Origin of the sequence: Lacrimispora sphenoides (assembly GCF_900105215.1) — a bacterium.
GTDB classification, from domain to species: Bacteria; Bacillota; Clostridia; order Lachnospirales; family Lachnospiraceae; genus Lacrimispora; species Lacrimispora sphenoides_A.
Map to the genome: position 1 here is coordinate 485,005 of NZ_FOIP01000001.1, position 22,209 is coordinate 507,213.

Consider the following 22,209-nt stretch of genomic DNA (forward strand, 5'->3'; position numbering starts at 1 on the left):
GCTTTCAGTTGTCCGATAGCAGCGATTATATATACCGTTCAAGCAGAAAGGGTATAATGTGCATTACCGCCTTTGTGCATATGGAAATATCCTCTAAGGTTATTTGTAAGTCTGCCATGATTTGAAATCCAGTAATTATATGTTTTGTTTACAAGTACAAATACTTCACCATCTGCAATCAGTTCTATACCGGATTTTTTTGTATCAAGAACCCTTTTATCCGCAATCGTGATATACTCTCTATATGATTTTCTTTCTTGTAATTTTTGTTTTTTGGTCATTGCTTAAATCTCCTTACTTTTAGCATAATAAATGAGACAATACGAAAAACTCATACTGTCTCGTCACTCATTTCAATATTAATTTACAAAGGGTCGTCTATACCCCACTGTGAATTTTTAACCTTTGCTTCATCTGGAAACACTGATAAATCCAATAATTCACCTTGCTTCCACTCACCATCATATGTACCAATTATAGGCTTAAACTCTAATGATTTATTATATTTTAAGCACTCGTTATATAAGTCATAGACCCCAACAAGATTATCCTTATATTTCTTTGCACCAGTACAGAATGCATTATACCTAAGTTTTATCGATCTTCTGTCCAATTTCTCGCAAATATCTTCACTCTCAACCGAATTCGCATATCCTTGTGCTTCTGCAATAATATAATCTCTATCCACATATCTACCATAAGAATTATTTATTTTATGATATGTACCGTCTGCCCTACGCTTTCTGTGCCTATATACATATATAAGTTGCATATTTTCCAATTGTCCCAGATAATCATTTATAGTACGCTTACTGGCTCCCTAAGAAGCGGCCATATCATCTTGTGACATATGCCATTCTTTTGTTTGATTATTAATCGTTCCCATCAGGTATACAAAGAACACAAATACATTAAAAGGCTTATTGGATTCTGTAAATATCTTTTGCATTTCCCAAGATTTCACAATTACAAAATGTTCCTTTTCTGTATCAACTTCTAGTCCTTTGTTTGAAATTATGTAATTATCATTATTCTGATCTATGATTTCAATTAATTTTCTATCAGCAAGCGATTGAATACCTATCTTTATGTTATTATATAAACGCCTATTCTTGTTACGAATATCAACCCATTTTCCAGTCATCTCATATGCTATTAGAATTATTGATGTAGATACATAATCATGTTAGCTGCAATGCAATCCATTCAGAACTGATAATACTGCCAACTCTTTTTCATCAAGTTCCACTGCCTTACTTATAAATAATTTCAACATAATAATTTCGTCCTTCCTTTGTCCTAGTTCATCTTCTTCCATTACAGATGAATCATTTTACCCTTTTTATAAATCAAAGATTCAAGAAAATTGCTATGGCATCTAAACCGACTGTATCGGTTTTAATCACTCAAGCAAAAATTCGCTTCAACGCATAGCAAATAGGACGTTCCCAATTCTGGGAGCCTCCTTATAAGTCGTTCATATTCTATTTTTACTTATTTTCATTCTTCATCAATGGGAATAAGTGTGCTGAATTGATTTAGGTTCCAATAGAACCTGACAAGCACATAGAATCTCATTGTGCAAAATTGCACCGTGAGTTAGAATTGACCAGCTTAGAATTAAGCCCGTCAAAATAGATTTATTCTCGAACTCTGATACTGGTTTTCTTTTACTTCCCACCAGTTAGGAATTACAAATACTGATTATTACATATTATCCTTAAAATATTCAAACCTCATATATCCATTTCCACAATCTGTAGAGAAAAAGGGGGTATATGCTTTAGCTTCTATTTCCTTGTTTAATCTATCGTGATATGGCACGACAAGGTTCTTATCCGCTAAATCTTTCCTAGATACCATTTTAGCTTCATATACAACTTTCAACATAGCGCCATAATTTACTCTGTCTTTTAACTCCAATATGTATACCTCCTATTAATTCCTATTTTTAGCGTTTTCAGTTGAATCAATCACAATAACGTCTTTTGCATTATAATCGCTTCTATCATTAGAAAAGGGGTTGAAAAATACCAAATATCCCGGTTGAATATGCTCACCGCTTAATTTTGATGCATGGATAAAATATGTTTTGTTATCCTCTCCACGAATAAAACCATATCTCTTTTCTTCAAAATATCTGGTCACTCTTCCAATCATTACTCTTCCCCTTTCAATCCATCAATTCCCCTTTTTAAGTTTTCGCTTAATCTTTCTTTTAATTGTTCCTTTAATATATCGCTAGTGCAAATGTTCAGTCTTGCGACTGTATATGAACTATCTTCTCCGCTCTCTTCTCTACTCTTCATTACCGGAAGTCCACAATGCACAGAATGTATGATATTGGGACGGATCGTGCCTACACCCTTAATACTAATCTTTCCACCATTTATTAATGTTTCCATACATTCCTCTGCATACATTTTCAATACTTTTTCGATAGTCTTCCTGTTATATGTATTGTCCTCTCTTTTGTAGATTTGCTCTGTAGCTTTCTTAACAGTAAAGCCATGATCATGTGTTTTCTTATTCATTTTTAATTACCTCCTGTGATTTAATCTTTTCTTAATTTCATGCCATGTCTGCATTTATATTCTTCTAACCTCGTACAGAAAATCCTTCACTTTTCAAATATGCGGCTGCCAATCTCAAAAGTTCTCCATTGTCAACGGTATTTTCAATTGTGTCGTCCCATACATGAGGAGTGTTATTCCCCACATCTAAACCGCCATGTAAACCTTGATTTGCCCATGTAGCAACCTGATAACCAGTAGCAGCAACATAACTATCCATTGAGTCATAATCGATATATACAGATGCTACTACCTTGTTTCCAACTCTCTTAGGCTCAATTTTTACCGCCGAATAAAGAAAGTTATATGCTCTTCTGTAATACTCTGGATCATAGCTGTTGTAATATTCTTGCAAGAAGTAATTCAAGGTTTGATAGACTCTTTCTTCCATCTCATTAACCATTCCTAGCATAGCCGGTTGTAAAGCAGCAGCCAATTCATTCATATTACTTACCCTTTTTGCCATATCTGTTATTTCTCCCGTTCCTCTCTGTGGCTTCAATCACTGAAATATTCATAGCTTTGTTATCTGCTCTATCGTCGGAATACACATCGAAATATACCAAATAACCACGTTCAACTTGCTCACCGTTTAACTTTGAGTTATGAATAAAATACGTCTGATTATTCTCACCACGAATGAAACCATACCCCTTGTCTTCAAAATACTTTGTTACTCTTCCAAACATTGCCTGTCCTCCATATTTTTATTTTGTGTCACTATAAAATTACTGTTTGCTAGTATCATATGTTAGTGCCGTTATAAATGCCCCTCTGACGCACCAGAATGTCCATATAAGCATCTGAAGCTATGGGAGGGGGATATTGCATTTGCAATTTAAGGCACTAAAATAAGCCCACATACTCATATTTTACATACAAGCATATAGACTTATTTAGATGTCCAAATTGATAATGGGGCAATAATGGGTCAAATCGATCATTGCCTATGTCTAATCGTTGATTATACGTTGTTTTTTTGATAATTAACCGTAGGTTCGATTCCTATCAGGTGCATTTTTTATTTGTCAATTTTTATTCCTTTAAAAGCCTTATTTTATAAGGACTTTCTCGTATTTTTCAGCTTTTCGCTAATCCTTAATTTCCCGGATTTAACTGGTTTCTACTGATTTTTACTGAAAGATAAGTGGTCAGTTTTGTGGTCAGATAAGTGGTCAAGAAACCATCTCTAAACCTTAGTGATACCAGACATTACATCTGTCATCTGATCATTCAAAAAGTGGATATATGTGCTGTATGTAGTATTGATAGCGGCGTGTCCTAAGAGTTTACTGACAACACTTATCTCTGTTCCGGCTTTTAACAGCCTAAAAGCAAATGTATGCCTGAGTGCATGAATCGTATAATCCTCCGCCCCGCTGCCTCAAGAACACTTTTAAACGTTCTCAAAATATTTCGTTCAGAAACATAACCACCATCAGCAGTACCTGCTACATAATCCGTTTTAATCTTCTTTCTTCTATTATAATCCTGTATCTGCATTAGAAGAGATACCGCCATGTCATTCAAAGGTATCAGCCGATTTCCCTATTCCGTTTTCGTAATATCACTGAAGGTCTTCTTTTGCTTTCCCACAACAGAACCGCTTTTGTCTCGTTCTTTCGCTTTAGTCAAGGTTTCATTTACCCTTAAAGTCCTCTTATCAAAATCAATATCTTGCCATTCCAAAGTCAAAGCTTCACCAATTCTCATTCCAGTGTTTAAAATCAGCAGCAGGACAGGCATATGCTTAAAGAACTGATTATTACTCTCCCGTAATGTATTATTAAACTCATACATTTTGTCAGTAATAACTTCTGGAAGAATTTCTGTCTTTTTTGTTTTTACTTTCATGTTTCGTTCAATTGGCAATTGTACAGCATGGCAAGGATAAAAGGCTATCTTCTGAAAGCTATAAGCATACTGGAATACTCCTTTTACAAATTCATAATGCTTCTTAACAGTAGAATACGCCTTTGTAGCTGATAAATCATTTTTCATGACCTGAATATCCTCTGTGGACACACTTCCAAGTTGAATACGGCCTATGTAATTACAAACAATATTGTATGTCTGCTCAAGACGGTCATATGATACCTGCTTTAATATAGGATATTTTACTGTTCTCATCCAAAATTCTGCATAGTCGCGAAAGGATGTGGCTTCTGCTTTTACAGTATATTTTGTCCTGTCCTCATTATATTCCTTAATTTTACGTTTAAGTTCTCTTTCAGTTTTAGCAGTAAATGACTTGTATAGTGCCTTTCCGTCTGTTCTTTTTCCTGCTACATAGCGGTATTCTTATCGTCCATCCTTCCTTAATCTTGTTGAACCTTCACCTTTATCTCTTCTTTTTGTTTGCATATCGCTCATTATATCGAATCCTTTCCAAAATAATAGAGCATAGACAATCAATTTGACTATGCTCATATTTTATCAAAATAAGTCAGATTTTAATAGTTTTTCCAGAATTTATCTTGAACCAATCATCAAGAGCCTCTTTTGTAATCATATACTCCTTGTTTACTTGTACCGTTGGCAAAATTCCTTTATCTAAAAACTTTTTCATCTTATTCCTTCCAAAGCTAAAAATTTCCTGTAGATCAGCTTTGTTGTAATACATTTTTTTTATAACTTATCTCCTACCTTTCAATTTATATTTCAAAATGCAAAAATAGCGAAGTATCAACATCGCCCTACTATAACTCGCCTACTTTGTAATTTTTGCACCTTCCAAATATATTCCGTCTGCCCGAAACTCATGATTTTTCAATGAATTAATAGTATTTCCTATCGTATCACAACTTTTTACAAACAACGAATCCCAATTTCCACTTGGGACGCACACCCATACTAAATCACCCACAACTAAATCATAGTACGACTTCACTCTGTATTCCACATTTTTATATGATACCTTATATATATCATTATTCACTTTTTTAGTTACAGTTGCGCGAAATGATTTATCATATCGAATATGTTTCATTTTTTCTGTTATCATTTTCTCAATATCCTTATATATCTGATAACAGGCTTCTATTGTATTCATCATTTCCTCCCCCCCCAATCAGTAAAGGAGACCACAATGGATAAGGTATAATTAATTTCGCAAATTCAATTTCATAATAAATAGACATGGTCTATAGCCGTTTGGTAGAATTAAGTTACCACACAAAACCCATCAAAGGAGGCTATAGAACATGTCTGATAACATTATACAATTAAATCAGGAACTTATCCATAATGAATTGAAAGATTTAGTACGCAACAGCGTTGAGGAAACCCTCAATGCTTTGCTCGATCATGAAGCAGATGAACTCGTCAATGCTGAAAAATATGAGCGCTCGGGTGATCGCAAAGGGTATCGTTCCGGCCATTACAACCGAAACTTTCAAACCACATCTGGCGAGGTCAACCTAAAGATGCCCAAGCTAAAGGGGGTTCAGTTTGAAACCGCCATCATCGAACGCTATCGTCGCAGAGAATGCTCTGTAGAAGAAGCACTCATTGAAATGTATCTTGCGGGTGTTTCTGTTCGCCGCGTTGAGGACATCACCGAGGCATTATGGGGAACCAAAGTTTCTCCTGGAACAATAAGTAACCTAAATAAGAAAGCTTATGAGCACATTGAAACATGGCGAAGCCGCAAACTTACCAGTTCTTATCCATATGTCTATGTTGATGGCGTCTACCTAAAGCGAAGTTGGGGAGGTGAGATCCAGAACGTCTCAATCCTGGTCGCCATCGGCGTCAATGAAGATGGTTGTCGCGAAATCATAGGTGCTGCTGAAGGAATGAAAGAAGATCGAGAAAGCTGGAAGACATTCTTTATATGGCTAAAAGAACGTGGGCTTTCAGGAGTCCGCCTCATTGTCGGCGACAAGTGCCTTGGAATGCTGGAATCCATTCCAGAAGTATTTCCAGAAGCTATGTATCAACGGTGTACCGTTCACTTCTACCGTAATATTTTTTCCGTAACACCCCGGAACAAAATGAAGGAAGTATCTATGATGCTAAAAGCCATTCATTCCCAGGAATGTAAATCATCTGCTCGCGAAAAAGCTGCACAGGTAGCAGAAAAACTACGTGAAATGAAGCTAACATCAGCTGCCAAAAAAGTTGAAGATGGTATTGAAAAAACCCTGTCTTATATGGATTTCCCATTTCAGCACTGGACAAGAATCAGAACTAATAACACGATCGAACGTCTCAATCGTGAGATCAAACGAAGGACAAGAGCGATCGGGGCTTTTCCCGATGGTCAGAGTGCCTTAATGCTAGTATGTGCCAGGCTCCGTCACGTAGCGGGAACCCAGTGGGGAATCAAACGCTATATGAATATGAACCATCTCCGAGAAATGGATATCCAGAAAAAGTCTGATATCATAGCCGGTTAACTACCGGCTACCTAACGGCAAAAAAAGAATTTGCGAAAAATATTTGACACTACCCCACAATGAGTCTCCTCTTAATTATCTTTTCCCTAAACCCTGGATAACTGCACGAGTCAATCCACCGTTTAGTATTATCAAAATAAAAAAATAGGCATATCAGATATTTATATCCAATATGTCTATAAATTTAATCATTAATTTCAATTTACCACTCTGTCATAGCCCGATAAACCTATGTTGTCTTTTATGGAACTTTGCATTGTAACTCTTAATCATATCATTCCCCACATTACAAGGGATTTTCAATACCAAACCTGCTTATACTTTTTTTGTAACAAGAATGTAAATAAACTAAACACTTTTGATCTTTTGTATCATTATACGAACCAACTTGAATATAATGTACAAAATCAATAAATCTAACAGAAAATACAATACATTAAAAGATATCCGGCTCTGAATTAATTGCATACTATTATATACTTTTAAAAAAACGAGTGGAAATCCAACTAAAAACAGCCTCTTACTCATTAATGATATAAAAAGTCTAAGCAAACTTATAACTATAAAGAAGATTAAAAATTTCATTCTGGAACTAATGTTAATTTTACGGTCCATGTGCCTTTCCTCGTAGCTCCTACATTATAGTCAGCAATTGCGATACCTAATGTATAAGTACCCTTTACTGTTGTTTTCACAGAATCATTTGCATGAGTATCTGTATAAAAATTACGCGAATATGATGTCTGACTCCAAGTTGTTGTGTGAATACCTGTCAAATATGATGTGACAGAATCAATTGATGAATACTTCGGCCAGCCATTTACATAATCATATGAATATGTCATATCAACATTACTCCAGCACAATAATGTAATACCATCAAAGCCAGCAAATGGATTATACCAACTGAAAGTATGGGTGTCCTGATAAGCTCCTGCCCTTGCAATTCCACGTGGTACGTTTACTGCACGCGGTACTTTTACTACTTCTTTATATTCGCTATTTTCAGCACCTTGCAACGCCTGCAGATAAGCTTCAAGTTCGTAAACCGAAGAAAATGTTTTTGTCTCTTGTCCCGGCGTAACAGATGACATTTCATATCCATATTTATTAAGGACTTCTTTAATTTGGTTACTTGTAATGCCATCATTGCTTGTGCATTATACTTATTTTATCATATTGTCACTCTAATAAATGTTTTTGCAATTTTCGCCGCGTTTTTCTGCTTAAGCGTTAATTATTTCATTTAATTAAAAACTGACTCTAATACAACAATTTCCGTCATAGAGCGAGATCTATGCTCCTATCCCCTATATACGTATACTTCCTATTCATTATATCACATAGTCAATCGTCAATTTTAATTCCACTCCATCATAGCATGATATACTTTATCCGGTATCATGCCCTTATACTTTTCAGCCATATCATTAATGGCATTTTCTTTATATTTCTTATATACGGCAAAAGCAGCAGCAGGATGATCAAATTTCCTGTAAATAGGCTTTATTACATTTTTTCTATAACCTATTTCCTACCTTTCCATTTTATATTCTAACTGCAAAAAGAGCGAAGTATCACCCGCCCTTAATCATTCACTAATTTGTAATTTTCCTTCTATTCAAATATATCCCATCTGCCCGAGACTCATAATTTCTTATTGAATTAGTGTTTTGTACATAAAGCGAATCCCAACTATTACATGGAGCGCATACCCACACAAGACCACCGACATTCAGATTAATATCGGATTTTGTCATGTATTCTTTATTTTTAAAAAGTATTTTATATTTACCATTTGATTCCTGGCCGATTACTTTTGCACAGTTTTAGTTTTCTCTTTTATCATCTTTTCAATGTCTTTATACATCTGATAACAAGCAACTATTGCATTCATCATTTACCCCAAATCGAAAAAGAAGGCTCATATTCACACAAGCTTAATCTCGCGCTTCCTCACTTGCTTCATTAATAATAGTTGGCACACGGCTTATTTGTTTGAATAAGTAGCTTTCTCCATCTATCGTAATTGTAAATGTCCGCTTTTTCCCATCATATAGTATCTTAGTATTATGAAATTTGGAACTAACGATAAAATGTTCATTATCCGAGCCTTTTGAATAAGTGCCTTTATCTGTTTCATCATAATTATAATAATAAAACGTATAGTTATCATCCAGATCAAATACCATTGATGCAAAGGGAAGCTCATCACATGTGTAAGTTCCTTGTATAACTGGAAATCCCTTCATTAATTTTTTGTTATCAAGAAAAATACCAACTGCACATATAAATAAAAAAACAAAAAGTCCTGCTAATATTTTTTTATACGTTTTCATCTTTATTTTACTTTCACCACCTCTAAATATTCGCGCGTAGGCACTTTTAGGTATTCATCGCCAACATATTCCTATTTATCATTCCCCGCTATAGGTTTTCTATATTTAGCATACTTAGTAACTGTTATACCTCTAAAAATCAATAACTTAACAGCAGTATTTATATACGGCGGCTCAGTATATCTACCTGAACCACCCATTTTCCCTGGACTAAGACTCACACTAAAAATACCATACCCTATACTGAATGAAACACTAGTCTCATTTCCTCCATCAGCATTTTTATCCAATATGCCTATATATCTAATCATCAATTTCTATTTGCCACTCCATCATAGCACGATAAACCTATGTTGTGTCTTTTGCCATTCGACAATCACAGAAAACCCTTTAAAACGACAAACTAATAACTTTCTATTTTACTAACTTTACCCACAAAACACAACTCCATAATCTCACTCTGAATCATTTCTTTCGTAGTCGTAAGGCTCATCATCAAGTCTTTCTAATTCAATCTCTATAATTCCATTGTCGCGACAGGTAAAGGTATCCTTTGATCCTACCGGTTGCTTTCTCAAATTGTTACATTTAGGAAAAATATCAGCCAAAGTAGCATAACAGTACTTTTCCAATTTGTTGAAACTTACGTCAAAGCAGTGTTTCTTTATTACTATTTCATCACCTTCTTCAAAGATAGGGCAATAATTATTCTTTTTTACTACTGTCATTTTAATGACCGTCTGAGGACGAATCTCCATTTCAATACCTCCTAAAATTATATTTTATGATCTACTGAATAATAAAGTCACTTTATATTTTATCGTTTATTACATGAAATCAATCTTTTATTAAGGTTACTTATCTGCATACAATCTTCGAACAGGAAAAAATATATAATTTTTACCTGTTTCAGGACAATTAAAATCATTCACAGCACCTGCAAGAGAAATATTGTTTTCTTCTAAATATTTAATAACGCCAGTAAAAGTATCATCACTTTTATTTTCAACATAAATATATTCGTATCCAGGAATCACCCATTTAGTCCAGCCGTGTGGTGCTTCAGCATCATTCAAGCACTCAACACCATCAAGATATAATCCTTGCGAAAAGTTATACCAAGGATTATATGAGCGAGAAAAATCAGACATTGCACCCCCAAATTCCTAAAAGATTCCCTTTGTCATCTTTTTTCGCTAAATGTGCTATTTCATTAAAATGAGAATTGGCATCATCCCAAAGCTTTTGGATAAATCCGTTTCCGTCATTCGTAGTACCTTCTTTTCCAATAACAACGAACGATTCTTTTGTACACTTTTCAATCTTCATCTAATCCCCTCCTCTTTCTAACTCAAAATAAGCCATAACATATCACCATTCTACCATATTACTTATCGTACATAAACCACATTCTACGTTTTCCAGCCTCAATATTTTTATTTCCAAACAGGCAAATCTTTCTGTGATTCCTAGTACTATGACTAGCTGACTTGATACTTCCTAGCTATTCAGATGATAACAGAAACTAGGAATTGCCGGAAAGAAAAACCCCCGTATCTTTTTGTATAAAAACTAGCTTATCATAAATATGAAAAGCTAGTTTTACCTTATTATTTCATCGATTTATCTTGACAAATTACTTAAAAAGCTTGCATAATCCATATACCAGTCTTTAACGTTGCCAAATGTGCCTACTATGTCCATATGATCTGTATTTATGATTCTAGGCATTGCATTCCATTGTCCTATTTTTATTCCACCATTGTATTGTTCAATAACATCATTAGAACCTAACTTAGGTCCATCTTGGCTAATACAATTTACAACCCCATCATTTGGGAACCATTTTTTATCTATGATAGGAAGATCTTTTTGTTTACGTGTATATTTTCCCATTAAGTTTGCTGTTGGATAAAATACAGGATTCATTGGGCCAATTTGTGCTATAGAATGACCTGTAAGTATCGATTCTGTAGTTGCCTGCGTTGTCCAGGAAAAATAATATACATCTGGCTGGGCTTTTACCCATGCATTAAGCTCTTGTGCACCTTCTGTGGATAAGTCATAAGTTGCTATATCCTTTGTACTATTCCAGATATTGCTTTCTAAAACCTTTTTTATATAATCACGTTGAGATTCTCCTGCCTGCTTTTTTAATCCCCATTGATCTAATTTCAAATCATATGTTGAGCTAAATAAGTTGTTTTTACCAGTTATTGTTCCTAATACACCAAATGTATAACTTATTAAATCTTTTGAAGGCATTAGATCTGATAAAGTTGTACCATCATTCGGTGTCGATATGGTACTAACACTATGGATCCAATGCTTTCCACCTCCAAACAATGGTGAAACATTTTCTTGTCCGCAATTTATTTCCTCTTCGTTTCCTTCACTTAACAACTGTGTAAGTGTGCGTATGGTTTGTCCGCCCATACTATGACCTATTAAATGTATTTTATTTTCATTGCTTATATTTTTATATAAGCCTGAAAATGTCCTTCCATATCTATTATGTTTAAATTCTTTTGCATGAGCTTCTCCATAATCTACTGTTCCACCTACTATATAAGCGTAAAGTTCACAAGCTCTATCCCAGTTACTGGATACAGGACCTACTGTTGCGGTATAGGTCTCGTGCCCTGAGGCATTTAACTTTTCTTGGAGATCAACTACTCCACCCCAATATTTATATCCTAATAATTCTTCCCTTCCAAAGCCCATAAAGCCATGAACCAAAACAATTGGATAACTATTACCCCCTATAATACTCCTGGTGCTAACTTCTGGAAATTCTACCGGAAACTTTAATGGAGGCATTTTATTTATATCTTCTTCACTTTTAACTTCTTCTGCTGAATCTATTAAATAGTCTATATCTTCTAATGTAGGTATTCTTATTGTCTCCTCTGCATCTTTTCCTTCTGTTTCATGTGCCATTGGTTCAACTGCTCTCACAATCATTGAAAAATTTGTTAGTGTCATAGAAAATACTAATAACATAATAGTTGCTTTTTTTAAATTCTTTTTCATTTCACATGTCCCCCCTGAATCAATTTTTAGGTAATTAAAAACATTAAAACCATTGTAAAACTAGATACTAATAATGTAGCTTTTTCATATAAATTCTCTCCTTATAAAACTGAATTTTATAGTTGCGCGCTTAATATATCAGACTTTTTTAATCAAATCAATATAGAATCTGGATTTTACTAAAAGAACAATAAAAAATTAAGAATTAAACAATAATCTGTAATGTATTCGTAATGTATATATTATACGAAGATGTAAAAGCTGCAAAAAACTGCATAAGCAAATGAGTTTCTATAAAATGTATTGAAGAAATTGAATTTAGATGAATTGCATAGCTCTCTGCTATATAAAAAATATGCTTTGTTATACGCTACCTTTTCTGCTGGTGTGAGAGGTAAGTGACCAATTAAACAGGTTATTCTTCTTTTCCAAATCTTTCATATATGGATTGTTCGGGTATTTCCAATCAAGAAACTCTTGTGTTCTATAACGAGGTGTCCATTTAGGCTTGTTCACTTTATATCAAACAACGAAGATAAGTGCGAACCCAATAAAAAAATCAAAAACTACCATTATGCTACCTCCATATTAATTACAATAGCCACCGGATTATTTAATTCCGATGGCTTTTAGCAAAATATTTTATTTATATTATATGTAATGTCCGCTCTTTATTCTTTTGGTCATTTCTTTCTTAGAATATTTACTGGAATCCCTCATAATTCCATCTAGATCTCTTGTATTCTCCGATGGTGTATTTGGTGTCGTACTTTCTTTTGCCCATAAAAATAATTCCGCAAACAATCTGACAAATGCTAAAGCTCCCATAATATAATCTCCTTCTTATTTTGATAATTACTTCTCTATTCTTCTTTCGTTTCAAGTTCTCGCCACACTACCCCTCAAACGCCTTCTAGTTGCCATTTCACACCATCGAAATAGTTCTTTCATCTGTAAAATATACTATTCGATATATGTCCTCTTTTCACAAATTTTTCACAGTTTTATCAAACTTTTATCATAATTTTCAGTTATATTAAAAACGTATATAGGCTAGTAGCCTTTTACATAAATCTACTTCATTAAGCCGGCAAGACCTCTCACTCTTGTCGCCTCTCAACTTTTTTTAACTTAATTTCAGTAAACATCTCATGTTCGTACTTCGGCCGATGAAATCTTCCCCAGGTTTTGTCGGTTGCTCTCTATCTAGAGCCTAATCCGGATAATCTCAGTTCTCTTGAGTATAAAAAAACTACTAACCTAATATTTCATAGTTAGTAGTCCATAATATAATTTTTATTAAACTAAACATCTATCTTTCACTTGCCAATAAAGAATAGTAACAAGCATCACAAATACCTTGATTATTCCAATCAGCCTTTCTTAACGTCCCCTCATACTTCATACCACACTTTCTCATAACAGCACCCGAATTTGAATTTTTAGGATCATGTCTTGATTCAACACGTTGTATTCCAACCTTGTCAAACAGAAAATCCATTACACATTGCAATGCTTCAGATGTAATTCCTTTTTGCCACCATTGTTGTCCAATACAGTATCCTATATGAGCCAGTTTTACAGCATCATCATGATGATTAACGCCAATACACCCAATTGGATCAAATCCATTTTCTTTAAGAACAATTGCCCATTGATAGTAATCTTTTTTATAATAGTATGCCGTCCATTCCTCCAGAATTGTTTGACTTATAGATACTTTGTTATGAGCTGGCCACGATAAATACTTGGTCACCTCTTCACTAGATGCCCAGTTATTGTACATAGCTTCAGCATCTTCTATTGTAAATCTACGCAATATTAATCTTGAAGTTTCTATATATTCTGTGCCTAAGTGCTCCATAAATGCTCCTCTACATATTCTATCCTTTTAAGACAAGAATACACCAATTTCTACTAACTATCAATATTAAGTTCTCAATGTAATCAAATAAGTTAAATAGTAATTTAGCATTGAAAGCAAATAGCAGTGATTTTATCTATATAAATCCATTTCCTCGTCATACTTTCTTTGACTATATGTTCTGCTATAATACCTGTTTAATCTTTCGTTACGTCCAACTCATCGTGATCGTAAGAATAGTCGTATCTACGTTCAAAACGCTTGGAAACTACATTGGGTAGTGCCTGTGAATCATAATCTTATCCTTAGCATAAAAAGATTTTCTTTTGGCAAAACGAAAATTGTAAAGTTAAAAGACTGGTGATTAACAGCGCCAGCCTTTTATTGTATGGCGAAAAATTTCAACCATCATAATTAAGTTTTAAGTTAAAAATTTATCTGCATATCCGAATAATCTGATCTGCAAGCTGTTCAACCTTTATTGGTCTTAAGTCTTTCTTAAAGGCTCCCATTAATTTTACAAAGAAAACCATCGCCCCTACACCGGAGCGGTCTCCGTACACCAAGCTGGGCCGAACAATCCCGATCTCTTTTTTACTGGCCTTTGCAACCGCTTCACCTTTGCGCTTTGAATCGATGAACAGCTTACCGGTTCCCGGCATTCCCATCATCCCGGAAATGTAGCATCCCTTTGGTATGGACAGCCTTTCCATAAGTTCAACCATAACTTTTACGGGCTCAACGTTAAGCTTTTCAAATTCCTCTTGTGTCTTAGCGGTGGCTGTGCCCACCAAATCCACAATAGCGTCGGCTTTCTCCGGTAATTGACCAATGTATGAATCCACATTGAAGATATCTGCTGACATCCATTTTACTTTTGCGTTTTTTACGATACGCTCCGGCAGCTTTTCAGGCTTCCCGCTGCGGGAGATACTAATAAACTCGACCTTGGAATCTTTTTGCAACCATTGTTCCATCAAATGTGTTCCGATGTAGCCGCTTCCTCCGATTAAAATAACCTTTTTCATTTAATCCACTCCTTATACTTGTTTTCTTAAGATACGACAATTCCGTAGATAAGGCATCGAAACCCTTGATGGATTTTTTCCGACAGCTCTTTCCCCTTTAATCCTGATTTCACGAAGAACAGAATAATCGCCTGGAGGAGTTCAAACGCCAGCTCTGGCTGAATATCCTTGCGCAAATACCCCTCCGTCACACCGCGCCGGATAAACTCTGTAATGCTTTCGGTCAGTTCGTCACGGTGGTTGCGGACCACCTTTTCCAGATTCGGGTATTCCAGAAAAACTTCTAGTAAAAAATCAGCATATAAGCTGTTCATATGCTTGGGAAATTCAGCTGCAACGATTTCAAGCGTTTCCATATAGTCATTTCCATGGTCAATAATGTCGGTCATCCGCGAATGTCCCCGGTTACAATATTCCAGAACCACACGTTCAATCAACTTTTCCTTGGAGCCGATGATTCTATACAGCGTATTTTTTGCTAAGCCTGATTCCGCCGCAAGTTCATCCATATTCCAGCCGCGAATACCCCGGCGGGATAAGAATTCAGCCGTTTTTTCTAAAACTCGCTGTTCATTCTGCTTATCATTAAATTTCATATGCATCACCTCTACTTATACTATTATAGTTCAATTAGTATAAGTTTGTCAAGAGCATGACTTACTCCGCTGTGATATCAATCCCTACTTGTTTTTTCATTGACAACTTATATAACTGCCGGTAGGATCGTTTAACTATTTGCATATTATCCGACAATATTATCTAATTCCAGTATGATTAATATAAAACGACTATCGGCATCTTAATGTCGACAACCTGAGCAACCAAATTACTCACAAAATCTTGTTTTTATGGTAATAAAATACCACCGGAAATCCAGTGGCAATCTATTAATTCTTTAACTTGTTAAATAGTTCCCAAAAGTCTGATCTGTTGCAGTTTACTTTGGTTTTTAGTGAATAATATCCATGTAAGCTATTCCCCTTTATGTCATATGCCATATCAGATATATAGATAGTTGTATCGCCATATTCTTTTACCACCTTTCGATATAACCCAAGCTGCCGAGCAGGGAAATTCGTAAGTAAATCCTCTTCTATAAATACAGTCATTCATACCCTCCATTTTTTATACCTGGTTTTATGCAACAAATCAGCCGGTAGCATTTGACAGCTACCGGCCTATTCATATTATTATACAATTTTATATGTAAATATGTTTTACCAATATTTACCATAAACTTTCAACACCTCTAAAATATCTCTTTTATACAAAAAGTACCTTTAATTTTGATACTAAGACGGATCGCGCCTACACCTCTAACATGAACCTTTCCACCATTCAATAATGTTTCCATACATTCTACCGCATACATCTTCTAGACATTTTCAATTGTCTTCTTGTTATATGTATTGTCCTCTCTTTTGTAGATTTGCTCTGTAGCTCTCTTAATAGTAAAGCCACGATCATAGGTTTTCTTTTGGCATAGAATCTGTATCAATTTACACAGAAGCTATTACTTTATTACCTTTTACATTTGGCTCAACCTTTACTGCTGAAAGCAAAAAATCATATTGCCTTCGATAGTATTTTGGATTATAATCATTGTAATACTCTTGTAGAAAATATTCAAATTCTGATAGACTCTTCCTGTCATCTCATCAACCATACCTAACATAGTAGGTTTTTGAGCTGCGGCCAATTCATATTACATTCTCTCTTTGCCATAATTCTTTATTCCTTCCTTTTCTGTTTTTCACATCAAATGAAACCTATATTCCAAGTTACACCTTTACATTGCCTCTGTGACGCATCAGTATAGCCGTATAGCCATCTGGAGCTAAAGGAGGGGATAAGTGTTCCCATTTTCAGTTTCAGGCACTAAAATAAGCCCATATACTCATATTTCTACAAGCATATGGACTCACTTAGATGTCAAACTATGTTAATGGAGCAATAATGGGTCAAATATGATATTATGAATTTCACTTTTAAAATGTATTTCGTGTTGTCCTCATTATTTTCCTTAATTTTACATTTCGTTTTCTTTTCACTCTTAACAGAGAATCATTTATCGATTGTTTTGCCTCTGTCCCATTGTCTGATAAGCCCTTCTTACGATTGTCGGTGAATTTAACATTCACCACTTGATTAAATCCTTAAGTCTCTTCATTTCTATGTGTTCAAATCCCAGTTCATTTAGCGCTTTAAAAATACCTTCTGCATATCCCCAATGCCTGTCTGATTTTCGCTGATTCCTTTCACAGCCATACATATCATCATTTTTAAAACACTGCTTTACAATTTCAAACTCTTCTCTTGACTGTTCTGCTATTCTGATTGCTTCATATAGCAAATCCTCACATCTTAAAGTTTCACGTTTTGTCATAGTGCAATCCTCCTGTTCTAAACTATAATATACTTTCAATCATTAAGTTATTGGAAAATATTCCCAGTAGTTGCACATGACATGCGTTTTTCTAATTCTGTTCTTGTTGTAACTCTGCGCCAAGCAGTTTACATAAATAAACCTAAGGAGGTATCCATATGGTATACGAAACATTTATGGAAACGATCAAACATTCCCTGAAAGAAAGGCTGGGGCCGGAATTTACCCTGACGCTCCAGCCTATCACCAAGAACAACGGGCTTATCCTGCATGGGCTTTGCATTGGAAAAGCCGACGAACGGGCAGCCCCCACCATCTATTTAAACCATTTCTATGAATCCTACCAAAAGGGCAGGCCTTTTCATGCCATCCTTGATGACATCATGGCTCTTTACCAAAACAGCCCCCTGCCGGGTGAACTTCCCATTGAAGAATTCCTGTCGCAGGAACAGATCATGGAAAAAATCATCTTCCGGCTTATCAACGAACCAGCCAACCGGGAACTGTTAAAAGAAGTCCCCCATATTTCCTATCCGGAACTGGATCTTTCTATTACATTCTACCTTTCCCTTCAAAGAGACGAAGACAGTCATCTTACCGCTCTCATCCACAACCGCCATCAAAGAGCCTGGAACCGATCAACGGAAGAATTGTATTTAGCAGCCAAGTCTAATACGCCCCGCCTTTTTCCAGCCCGTATCCGTTCTCTTCCCGAAGCCATTAAGGACATAGTAAAAAAAACGTCCGAACGTGGAATGAACGAAGAATCCCTGGAAGAATTCTTTGATACCGCGCCCCTGTCTCCACCTATGTACGTACTGTCCAATTCCTCTGGATTAAATGGAGCCGGATGCCTGCTTTATGAAGGCATATTAAAAGACTTCGCATCATGCATCGGCAGCGATTTAATCATACTGCCTTCAAGCATTCACGAAGTCCTCATTATTCCATATAGTAAAGATATTTCTTTTGATGAATTAGCAGAAACCGTTTTCTCCATTAACCAGGAAGAAGTACCAGAAGAAGACCGTCTTTCCAATCACATCTATTTCTATTCCGGAAGCAGCGATAAGCTGTCTATCGCCCTCACCTCTTCTGCCCCAATCGGAACAAAGAATCCATAATAAAAATAGCCATTGCTATGGCACCTGAAACCTGCAGTGTTTCCACCAGATAATGACTGGAAAGCTCCGGGTTGTTTGCGATCACATAGGATACGCTCCGGTAAATGGATGTTCCCGGAACCGACGGCAGGATGCCTGCAACCAGGAACACCGTGACCGGAGCTTTAAACATCCGCGCAAAGATGTGGCTGGTTAAAGCCACCAGCAGACTGGATAAAAAAGCCGCAGCTATAACAGAACCGGATGAGGCTTGCACCAAAAGATAGACAAGCCAGCTGGCTGCGCCGATTCCTCCTGCAAGAACCACATGCTTTTTGGGAAGCTCCAATATTAATGAAAAGCTGATTACCGCCAGAAAGGCCCCTATCGTCTGTACTACCATGACAGCCCTCCTGTCATCCACTGAAATAAGCCCATGCCTGCTCCCACGCCTGCAGCCACTGCAAGTGCAATCACTACCGCCTCCATGATCCTTGCCGTTCCTGAAGCATAGTCACCATTTAAGGTATCCCGGATCGCCGTAGTAAATATAACACCGGGAACCAGAGGCATGATTGCTCCTATAATGATGATGTCACTTTTGATTCCCGGCATAAGCCACTGTCCCATAAAAAGGGTGGTAATTGCAATTAAGAATGCGCAAAACCCGTTGGCACAGAAATCATTGAGCCTGATTCTTGCGGAAACCTCCATGGCTGCTGCTAAGGATATTCCGGTCACAGCTGCTGCCAGGCAGTCTCTTGCCCCTCCGCCTAATAGCAGAGTAAAAAATACTGCCACGCCCATGACTCCAATATCCTTTAGCCTCCTGCCGTACTGAACCGAATCCTGTATCTCCTTCAGTCTGCTATAGGCTTCTTCCACCGTCATACGGTCCTCACACAGCATTCTGGAAACATCATTGACCAGGTAAACTCTGTTTAAGTTGGTGGATCTTACCGTAACCCTTCTCGCTACCGTTATTGCCTCAATGGCGGGGTCATTAAGGGACGCAAAAATCCCTGTTGAAAAAACTATGGCTTCCGCAGTATTCCTGCCAGCCTTTCGTAAAATGTGGTCAATGGTATTCTCCACCCGGTAAATTTCCGCACCGCTTACCAGCATGATCTCACCTGCCAGAACCGCGGTTTCCACAAGCAGCTTATCATTCATAGGCTTATTCCTCTATAAGTTTAAAAAATAAGACTTCCAATCTGAAATATCAGTACAGAAGCGGCCCATGCCACCGCTAACTGGAAAAACACCATGCCAAGGGTCCATCTCATAGAACCCGTTTCCTTTTTAATCGTTGCCACAGCTGCAATACAAGGAGAATACAGGAGGCAGAAAATCATCAGGGCATAAGCATTCACACCGCCAAAACCAAAGCCCCCAAGAATTCCTGACAGTTCCCCCATTCCTGCAGCGGAATTTATATTGTTGATTCCAAAAAGGACCGAAAAGCTGGAAACCACAACTTCTTTCGCAGAAAGCCCAGAAATAAGGGCTACTGCTATCCTCCAGTCTCCAAGGCCTGCAGGGCGGAGAAAAGGAACTAACACTCGTCCGATGGCAGCTGCAAAGCTCTCTGAAACATCTGTCACAAATCCTGTCGTACTGCTGTTTAATACAAACCAAAGCACAATGGTCGCAAGGAAAATGGTAGTTCCCGCCTTACCTAAATAATCCCTAACTTTGTCCCATACATAAATCGCTACCGTTCTGCCGTTTGGTGTCTTATACTCGGGAAGCTCAATTAGCAGGGTATCCTCTTCCTCAGCCTTCGTCATCCGGTGAGTCACATAAGCGATCGTAATGGCTACCATGAGTCCGATAAGATACAGGGAATACGCTACGATCAAAGCATGTTTCGGGAAAAACATCTGGGAAAACAGTACGTAAATAGGGAGCCTGGCAGAGCAGGACATAAAGGGCGTAATTAAAATAGTTCTTTTCCTGTCCTTTTCACTGGGAAGGGATCTGGCCGCCATAACTGCCGGAACGGTACAGCCAAACCCCAGAAGCATGGGAAGGAAGGCCTTTCCGGAAAGTCCTACCCGCCCCATGATCTCATTCATGACATAGGCAACCCTGGCCATATATCCGCTGTCTTCCAGAAAAGCCAGCGCAAGGAACAGAATAAAGATATTGGGCAGGAACGTCAGAATTCCTCCTACTCCGGCAATAATTCCATCTACTACCAGAGAAGTGATCCAGGCAGAGGCATAAATGCTTTCCATAAACTGCTGCATATAGGTGGAAAGCAAGCCTAATGCGATTTCAAAATACCCCTTTAAAAAATCTCCCACAGTAAAAGTCAAAAAGAACACCAGTGCCATAATTCCCAGGAAAATCGGCAGCCCTAAAAAGGGATGGGTCAAATATTCGTCGATTTTATCCGTAAACGCAGCTTTTTGTTCCTTGTTCACCAGGCATTCGTGGATGATGCTTTCTATATAATCGTATTTCTGGTTGATGATTTCCTTCTCATAATTATGGTCAATGATATTGCTTAAATCCAAGGGATGATCATTCCAGACTTCCTCATCATATTCCAGGAACTTAATGGCATGCCATCTTAGATTATCCATCTTCCCATAATTAGCCTTTAACACAGTTTCTATCTTGGAAATTTTATTCTCAATTTTAGGCGTATAATTTACGACCACGCCTTGAGGACCTTCTTCATAATGATGAACCACCGCATGAAGCAATACATCAAGCCCGGTTCGTTTTCTTGCTGATACCGGTACCACTGGAATGGATCCCAGCATCTCAGGAAGACGATGCAAATCAATTTCCATTCCCCTGTCCTCAACGATGTCCATCATGTTAAGGGCTAAAATAACCGGCTTTTTAAGTTCCAGAAGCTGAAGGGTCAAATACAGATTTCGTTCCAGAGATGAGGCGTCAACCACGTTGATGATCACGTCAACTTCTCCGCTTTCCAAACATTTCCTTGTTACTATTTCTTCCAGGGTATAGCAGGTGAGGCTGTAGATCCCAGGAGTGTCTATGACCCGGATGGGACGTCCCTTGTAGCTAGTCTCTCCTTCCACTCTCTCCACAGTGACACCCGGCCAGTTGGCCACCTTGAGCTTTGCTCCAGTAAATGCATTGAATAAGGTTGTTTTCCCACAATTGGGGTTTCCCACAAACCCCACTCGAATCGTTCTGTTTTCCTTATTCATTATTTGCAGCCTCCCTGATTTCAATTCCTTCCGATATCCTTTTTCCAAGAGCAAGGCGGGTACCCCTGACCTTGATAATCACAGTACCGCTTCCTTTCTTATTCATCAGGGTAACTGGCGTCAGCTCATTAACTCCCAGAGCCTCCAGTCGCCTGGTGATGGCATCCTTTACCATCACACTGTAGACGATGTAGGTTTTTCCGATTTCTCCTTCATGCAGCTTCATAATAATCTCCTCTGGATGCAGCCATTTTAAAGCCGAGGCGTTCTAAGACTCCTGCCTTAGATGCAT

General features: G+C 37.1%; 28 protein-coding genes and 1 pseudogene. 2 read left to right on the top strand and 27 right to left on the bottom strand.

Annotated elements, in window-relative coordinates; translation table 11 throughout:
* Positions 1–38 precede the first annotated feature (38 nt).
* The 12 genes from BMW45_RS28325 to BMW45_RS02140 form a co-directional block, all read right to left on the bottom strand.
* Positions 39–281 (bottom strand): hypothetical protein, encoded by a 243-nt coding sequence (locus BMW45_RS28325; protein ID WP_242882867.1) that lies wholly within the window; start codon positions 279–281, stop codon positions 39–41.
* 83 nt (positions 282–364) lie between these two features.
* Positions 365–772 (bottom strand): hypothetical protein, encoded by a 408-nt coding sequence (locus BMW45_RS02100; protein WP_092240342.1) that lies wholly within the window; start codon positions 770–772, stop codon positions 365–367.
* A 48-nt stretch (positions 773–820) separates the two neighbouring features.
* Positions 821–1,144: a hypothetical protein gene (locus tag BMW45_RS02105; protein WP_092240343.1), complete on the bottom strand. Its 324-nt coding sequence runs from the start codon at positions 1,142–1,144 to the stop codon at positions 821–823.
* Positions 1,145–1,707: 563 nt separating this feature from the next.
* Positions 1,708–1,923 carry a hypothetical protein gene (locus BMW45_RS02110; RefSeq protein ID WP_092240344.1) on the bottom strand — a complete coding sequence of 72 codons (216 nt, stop codon included), beginning with the start codon at positions 1,921–1,923 and terminating at the stop codon, positions 1,708–1,710.
* Positions 1,924–1,938: 15 nt separating this feature from the next.
* A complete protein-coding gene (locus BMW45_RS02115) occupies positions 1,939–2,160 on the bottom strand; it encodes a cold-shock protein (RefSeq protein WP_092240345.1) in 222 nt (73 codons plus the stop codon).
* On the bottom strand, positions 2,160–2,534 hold the full coding sequence (locus BMW45_RS02120; RefSeq protein WP_092240346.1) for a hypothetical protein: 375 nt from the start codon (positions 2,532–2,534) through the stop codon (positions 2,160–2,162). Before BMW45_RS02120 ends, BMW45_RS02115 begins: the two co-directional genes overlap by 1 nt.
* A gap of 64 nt (positions 2,535–2,598) precedes the next feature.
* A complete protein-coding gene (locus tag BMW45_RS02125; protein ID WP_092240347.1) occupies positions 2,599–3,039 on the bottom strand; it encodes a hypothetical protein in 441 nt (146 codons plus the stop codon).
* Positions 3,020–3,262 carry a cold-shock protein gene (locus BMW45_RS02130; protein ID WP_092240348.1) on the bottom strand — a complete coding sequence of 81 codons (243 nt, stop codon included), beginning with the start codon at positions 3,260–3,262 and terminating at the stop codon, positions 3,020–3,022. The genes BMW45_RS02125 and BMW45_RS02130 overlap by 20 nt, the downstream gene beginning before the upstream one ends.
* Before the next feature lie 500 nt (positions 3,263–3,762).
* Entirely contained in the window at positions 3,763–3,933 is a 171-nt protein-coding gene (locus tag BMW45_RS28915) for a tyrosine-type recombinase/integrase (RefSeq protein WP_334292940.1), read from the bottom strand.
* A gap of 188 nt (positions 3,934–4,121) precedes the next feature.
* Positions 4,122–4,574 (bottom strand): tyrosine-type recombinase/integrase, encoded by a 453-nt coding sequence (locus BMW45_RS28335; RefSeq protein WP_242882869.1) that lies wholly within the window; start codon positions 4,572–4,574, stop codon positions 4,122–4,124.
* Positions 4,575–5,019: 445 nt separating this feature from the next.
* On the bottom strand, positions 5,020–5,142 hold the full coding sequence (locus BMW45_RS27385; RefSeq protein WP_242882872.1) for a hypothetical protein: 123 nt from the start codon (positions 5,140–5,142) through the stop codon (positions 5,020–5,022).
* 141 nt (positions 5,143–5,283) lie between these two features.
* Entirely contained in the window at positions 5,284–5,628 is a 345-nt protein-coding gene (locus BMW45_RS02140) for a hypothetical protein (protein ID WP_143057003.1), read from the bottom strand.
* Between the two features lie 148 nt (positions 5,629–5,776).
* Here BMW45_RS02140 and BMW45_RS02145 point away from each other — a divergent pair, with 148 nt between their 5' ends.
* Entirely contained in the window at positions 5,777–6,973 is a 1,197-nt protein-coding gene (locus tag BMW45_RS02145; protein WP_092240350.1) for an IS256 family transposase, read from the top strand.
* Between the two features lie 581 nt (positions 6,974–7,554).
* Here the strand turns inward: BMW45_RS02145 and BMW45_RS02155 are convergent.
* From BMW45_RS02155 to BMW45_RS02205, 11 genes and pseudogenes are all read right to left on the bottom strand, one after another.
* Positions 7,555–8,067, bottom strand: a complete 513-nt coding sequence (locus tag BMW45_RS02155; protein WP_092240352.1) for a hypothetical protein — start codon at positions 8,065–8,067, stop codon at positions 7,555–7,557.
* 846 nt (positions 8,068–8,913) lie between these two features.
* Positions 8,914–9,312 carry a hypothetical protein gene (locus BMW45_RS02160; protein ID WP_092240353.1) on the bottom strand — a complete coding sequence of 133 codons (399 nt, stop codon included), beginning with the start codon at positions 9,310–9,312 and terminating at the stop codon, positions 8,914–8,916.
* Between the two features lie 71 nt (positions 9,313–9,383).
* A complete protein-coding gene (locus BMW45_RS27685) occupies positions 9,384–9,626 on the bottom strand; it encodes a hypothetical protein (protein ID WP_166433262.1) in 243 nt (80 codons plus the stop codon).
* Positions 9,627–9,767: 141 nt separating this feature from the next.
* Entirely contained in the window at positions 9,768–10,070 is a 303-nt protein-coding gene (locus BMW45_RS02170; protein WP_092240355.1) for a hypothetical protein, read from the bottom strand.
* A 96-nt stretch (positions 10,071–10,166) separates the two neighbouring features.
* Positions 10,167–10,641, bottom strand: a pseudogene (locus BMW45_RS28920) (GyrI-like domain-containing protein).
* A 294-nt stretch (positions 10,642–10,935) separates the two neighbouring features.
* Positions 10,936–12,345, bottom strand: coding sequence for an esterase/lipase family protein (locus BMW45_RS02180; RefSeq protein WP_092240356.1), 1,410 nt, complete (start codon positions 12,343–12,345; stop codon positions 10,936–10,938).
* A 651-nt stretch (positions 12,346–12,996) separates the two neighbouring features.
* The gene (locus BMW45_RS27690; RefSeq protein WP_166433263.1) at positions 12,997–13,173 is read right to left on the bottom strand and encodes a hypothetical protein; all 177 of its coding nucleotides are present in this window, start codon (positions 13,171–13,173) and stop codon (positions 12,997–12,999) included.
* A gap of 484 nt (positions 13,174–13,657) precedes the next feature.
* Positions 13,658–14,209, bottom strand: coding sequence for a GNAT family N-acetyltransferase (locus BMW45_RS02185; protein WP_092240357.1), 552 nt, complete (start codon positions 14,207–14,209; stop codon positions 13,658–13,660).
* A 434-nt stretch (positions 14,210–14,643) separates the two neighbouring features.
* Positions 14,644–15,237, bottom strand: a complete 594-nt coding sequence (locus tag BMW45_RS02190) for an NAD-dependent epimerase/dehydratase family protein (RefSeq protein ID WP_092240358.1) — start codon at positions 15,235–15,237, stop codon at positions 14,644–14,646.
* Positions 15,238–15,263: 26 nt separating this feature from the next.
* A complete protein-coding gene (locus tag BMW45_RS02195; RefSeq protein ID WP_166433264.1) occupies positions 15,264–15,833 on the bottom strand; it encodes a TetR/AcrR family transcriptional regulator in 570 nt (189 codons plus the stop codon).
* Positions 15,834–17,374: 1,541 nt separating this feature from the next.
* Entirely contained in the window at positions 17,375–17,623 is a 249-nt protein-coding gene (locus tag BMW45_RS02205; protein WP_092240361.1) for a hypothetical protein, read from the bottom strand.
* 158 nt (positions 17,624–17,781) lie between these two features.
* Here BMW45_RS02205 and BMW45_RS02210 point away from each other — a divergent pair, with 158 nt between their 5' ends.
* Positions 17,782–18,747 (top strand): DUF5688 family protein, encoded by a 966-nt coding sequence (locus tag BMW45_RS02210; RefSeq protein ID WP_092240362.1) that lies wholly within the window; start codon positions 17,782–17,784, stop codon positions 18,745–18,747.
* On the opposite strand, the gene BMW45_RS02215 is transcribed toward BMW45_RS02210, so the two are convergent.
* Genes BMW45_RS02215 through BMW45_RS02230 form a run of 4 tightly spaced genes read right to left on the bottom strand, consistent with a single transcriptional unit; the run spans position 18,710 to position 22,143 of the window.
* Entirely contained in the window at positions 18,710–19,129 is a 420-nt protein-coding gene (locus tag BMW45_RS02215; RefSeq protein ID WP_025231473.1) for a threonine/serine exporter family protein, read from the bottom strand. The genes BMW45_RS02210 and BMW45_RS02215 overlap by 38 nt on opposite strands.
* The gene (locus BMW45_RS02220; RefSeq protein ID WP_092240363.1) at positions 19,123–19,899 is read right to left on the bottom strand and encodes a threonine/serine exporter family protein; all 777 of its coding nucleotides are present in this window, start codon (positions 19,897–19,899) and stop codon (positions 19,123–19,125) included. Before BMW45_RS02220 ends, BMW45_RS02215 begins: the two co-directional genes overlap by 7 nt.
* A gap of 20 nt (positions 19,900–19,919) precedes the next feature.
* Positions 19,920–21,917 carry a ferrous iron transport protein B gene (gene feoB, locus BMW45_RS02225; RefSeq protein ID WP_092240364.1) on the bottom strand — a complete coding sequence of 666 codons (1,998 nt, stop codon included), beginning with the start codon at positions 21,915–21,917 and terminating at the stop codon, positions 19,920–19,922.
* Entirely contained in the window at positions 21,910–22,143 is a 234-nt protein-coding gene (locus tag BMW45_RS02230; protein ID WP_025231470.1) for a FeoA family protein, read from the bottom strand. The genes feoB and BMW45_RS02230 overlap by 8 nt, the downstream gene beginning before the upstream one ends.
* Positions 22,144–22,209: the final 66 nt, after the last annotated feature.

Excerpts from the sequence above, each read along its gene's own strand:
- BMW45_RS02195 (WP_166433264.1), bottom strand. The coding sequence starts at position 15,833 with ATGAAATTTAATGATAAGCAGAATGAACAGCGAGTTTTAGAAAAAACG.
- BMW45_RS02185 (WP_092240357.1), bottom strand. The coding sequence starts at position 14,209 with ATGGAGCACTTAGGCACAGAATATATAGAAACTTCAAGATTAATATTG.
- BMW45_RS02170 (WP_092240355.1), bottom strand. The coding sequence starts at position 10,070 with ATGGAGATTCGTCCTCAGACGGTCATTAAAATGACAGTAGTAAAAAAG.
- BMW45_RS02230 (WP_025231470.1), bottom strand. The coding sequence starts at position 22,143 with ATGAAGCTGCATGAAGGAGAAATCGGAAAAACCTACATCGTCTACAGT.
- feoB (WP_092240364.1), bottom strand. The coding sequence starts at position 21,917 with ATGAATAAGGAAAACAGAACGATTCGAGTGGGGTTTGTGGGAAACCCC.
- BMW45_RS02100 (WP_092240342.1), bottom strand. The coding sequence starts at position 772 with ATGCAACTTATATATGTATATAGGCACAGAAAGCGTAGGGCAGACGGT.
- BMW45_RS02160 (WP_092240353.1), bottom strand. The coding sequence starts at position 9,312 with ATGAAAACGTATAAAAAAATATTAGCAGGACTTTTTGTTTTTTTATTT.
- BMW45_RS02180 (WP_092240356.1), bottom strand. The coding sequence starts at position 12,345 with ATGAAAAAGAATTTAAAAAAAGCAACTATTATGTTATTAGTATTTTCT.
- BMW45_RS02130 (WP_092240348.1), bottom strand. The coding sequence starts at position 3,262 with ATGTTTGGAAGAGTAACAAAGTATTTTGAAGACAAGGGGTATGGTTTC.
- BMW45_RS27385 (WP_242882872.1), bottom strand. The coding sequence starts at position 5,142 with ATGAAAAAGTTTTTAGATAAAGGAATTTTGCCAACGGTACAAGTAAAC.
- BMW45_RS02125 (WP_092240347.1), bottom strand. The coding sequence starts at position 3,039 with ATGGCAAAAAGGGTAAGTAATATGAATGAATTGGCTGCTGCTTTACAA.
- BMW45_RS02140 (WP_143057003.1), bottom strand. The coding sequence starts at position 5,628 with ATGATGAATACAATAGAAGCCTGTTATCAGATATATAAGGATATTGAG.
- BMW45_RS28325 (WP_242882867.1), bottom strand. The coding sequence starts at position 281 with ATGACCAAAAAACAAAAATTACAAGAAAGAAAATCATATAGAGAGTAT.
- BMW45_RS02215 (WP_025231473.1), bottom strand. The coding sequence starts at position 19,129 with ATGGTAGTACAGACGATAGGGGCCTTTCTGGCGGTAATCAGCTTTTCA.
- BMW45_RS02205 (WP_092240361.1), bottom strand. The coding sequence starts at position 17,623 with ATGACAAAACGTGAAACTTTAAGATGTGAGGATTTGCTATATGAAGCA.
- BMW45_RS27690 (WP_166433263.1), bottom strand. The coding sequence starts at position 13,173 with ATGGGAGCTTTAGCATTTGTCAGATTGTTTGCGGAATTATTTTTATGG.
- BMW45_RS02210 (WP_092240362.1), top strand. The coding sequence starts at position 17,782 with ATGGTATACGAAACATTTATGGAAACGATCAAACATTCCCTGAAAGAA.
- BMW45_RS02155 (WP_092240352.1), bottom strand. The coding sequence starts at position 8,067 with ATGTCATCTGTTACGCCGGGACAAGAGACAAAAACATTTTCTTCGGTT.
- BMW45_RS02190 (WP_092240358.1), bottom strand. The coding sequence starts at position 15,237 with ATGAAAAAGGTTATTTTAATCGGAGGAAGCGGCTACATCGGAACACAT.
- BMW45_RS02105 (WP_092240343.1), bottom strand. The coding sequence starts at position 1,144 with ATGACTGGAAAATGGGTTGATATTCGTAACAAGAATAGGCGTTTATAT.
- BMW45_RS02120 (WP_092240346.1), bottom strand. The coding sequence starts at position 2,534 with ATGAATAAGAAAACACATGATCATGGCTTTACTGTTAAGAAAGCTACA.
- BMW45_RS02145 (WP_092240350.1), top strand. The coding sequence starts at position 5,777 with ATGTCTGATAACATTATACAATTAAATCAGGAACTTATCCATAATGAA.
- BMW45_RS02115 (WP_092240345.1), bottom strand. The coding sequence starts at position 2,160 with ATGATTGGAAGAGTGACCAGATATTTTGAAGAAAAGAGATATGGTTTT.
- BMW45_RS28335 (WP_242882869.1), bottom strand. The coding sequence starts at position 4,574 with ATGAAAAATGATTTATCAGCTACAAAGGCGTATTCTACTGTTAAGAAG.
- BMW45_RS02220 (WP_092240363.1), bottom strand. The coding sequence starts at position 19,899 with ATGAATGATAAGCTGCTTGTGGAAACCGCGGTTCTGGCAGGTGAGATC.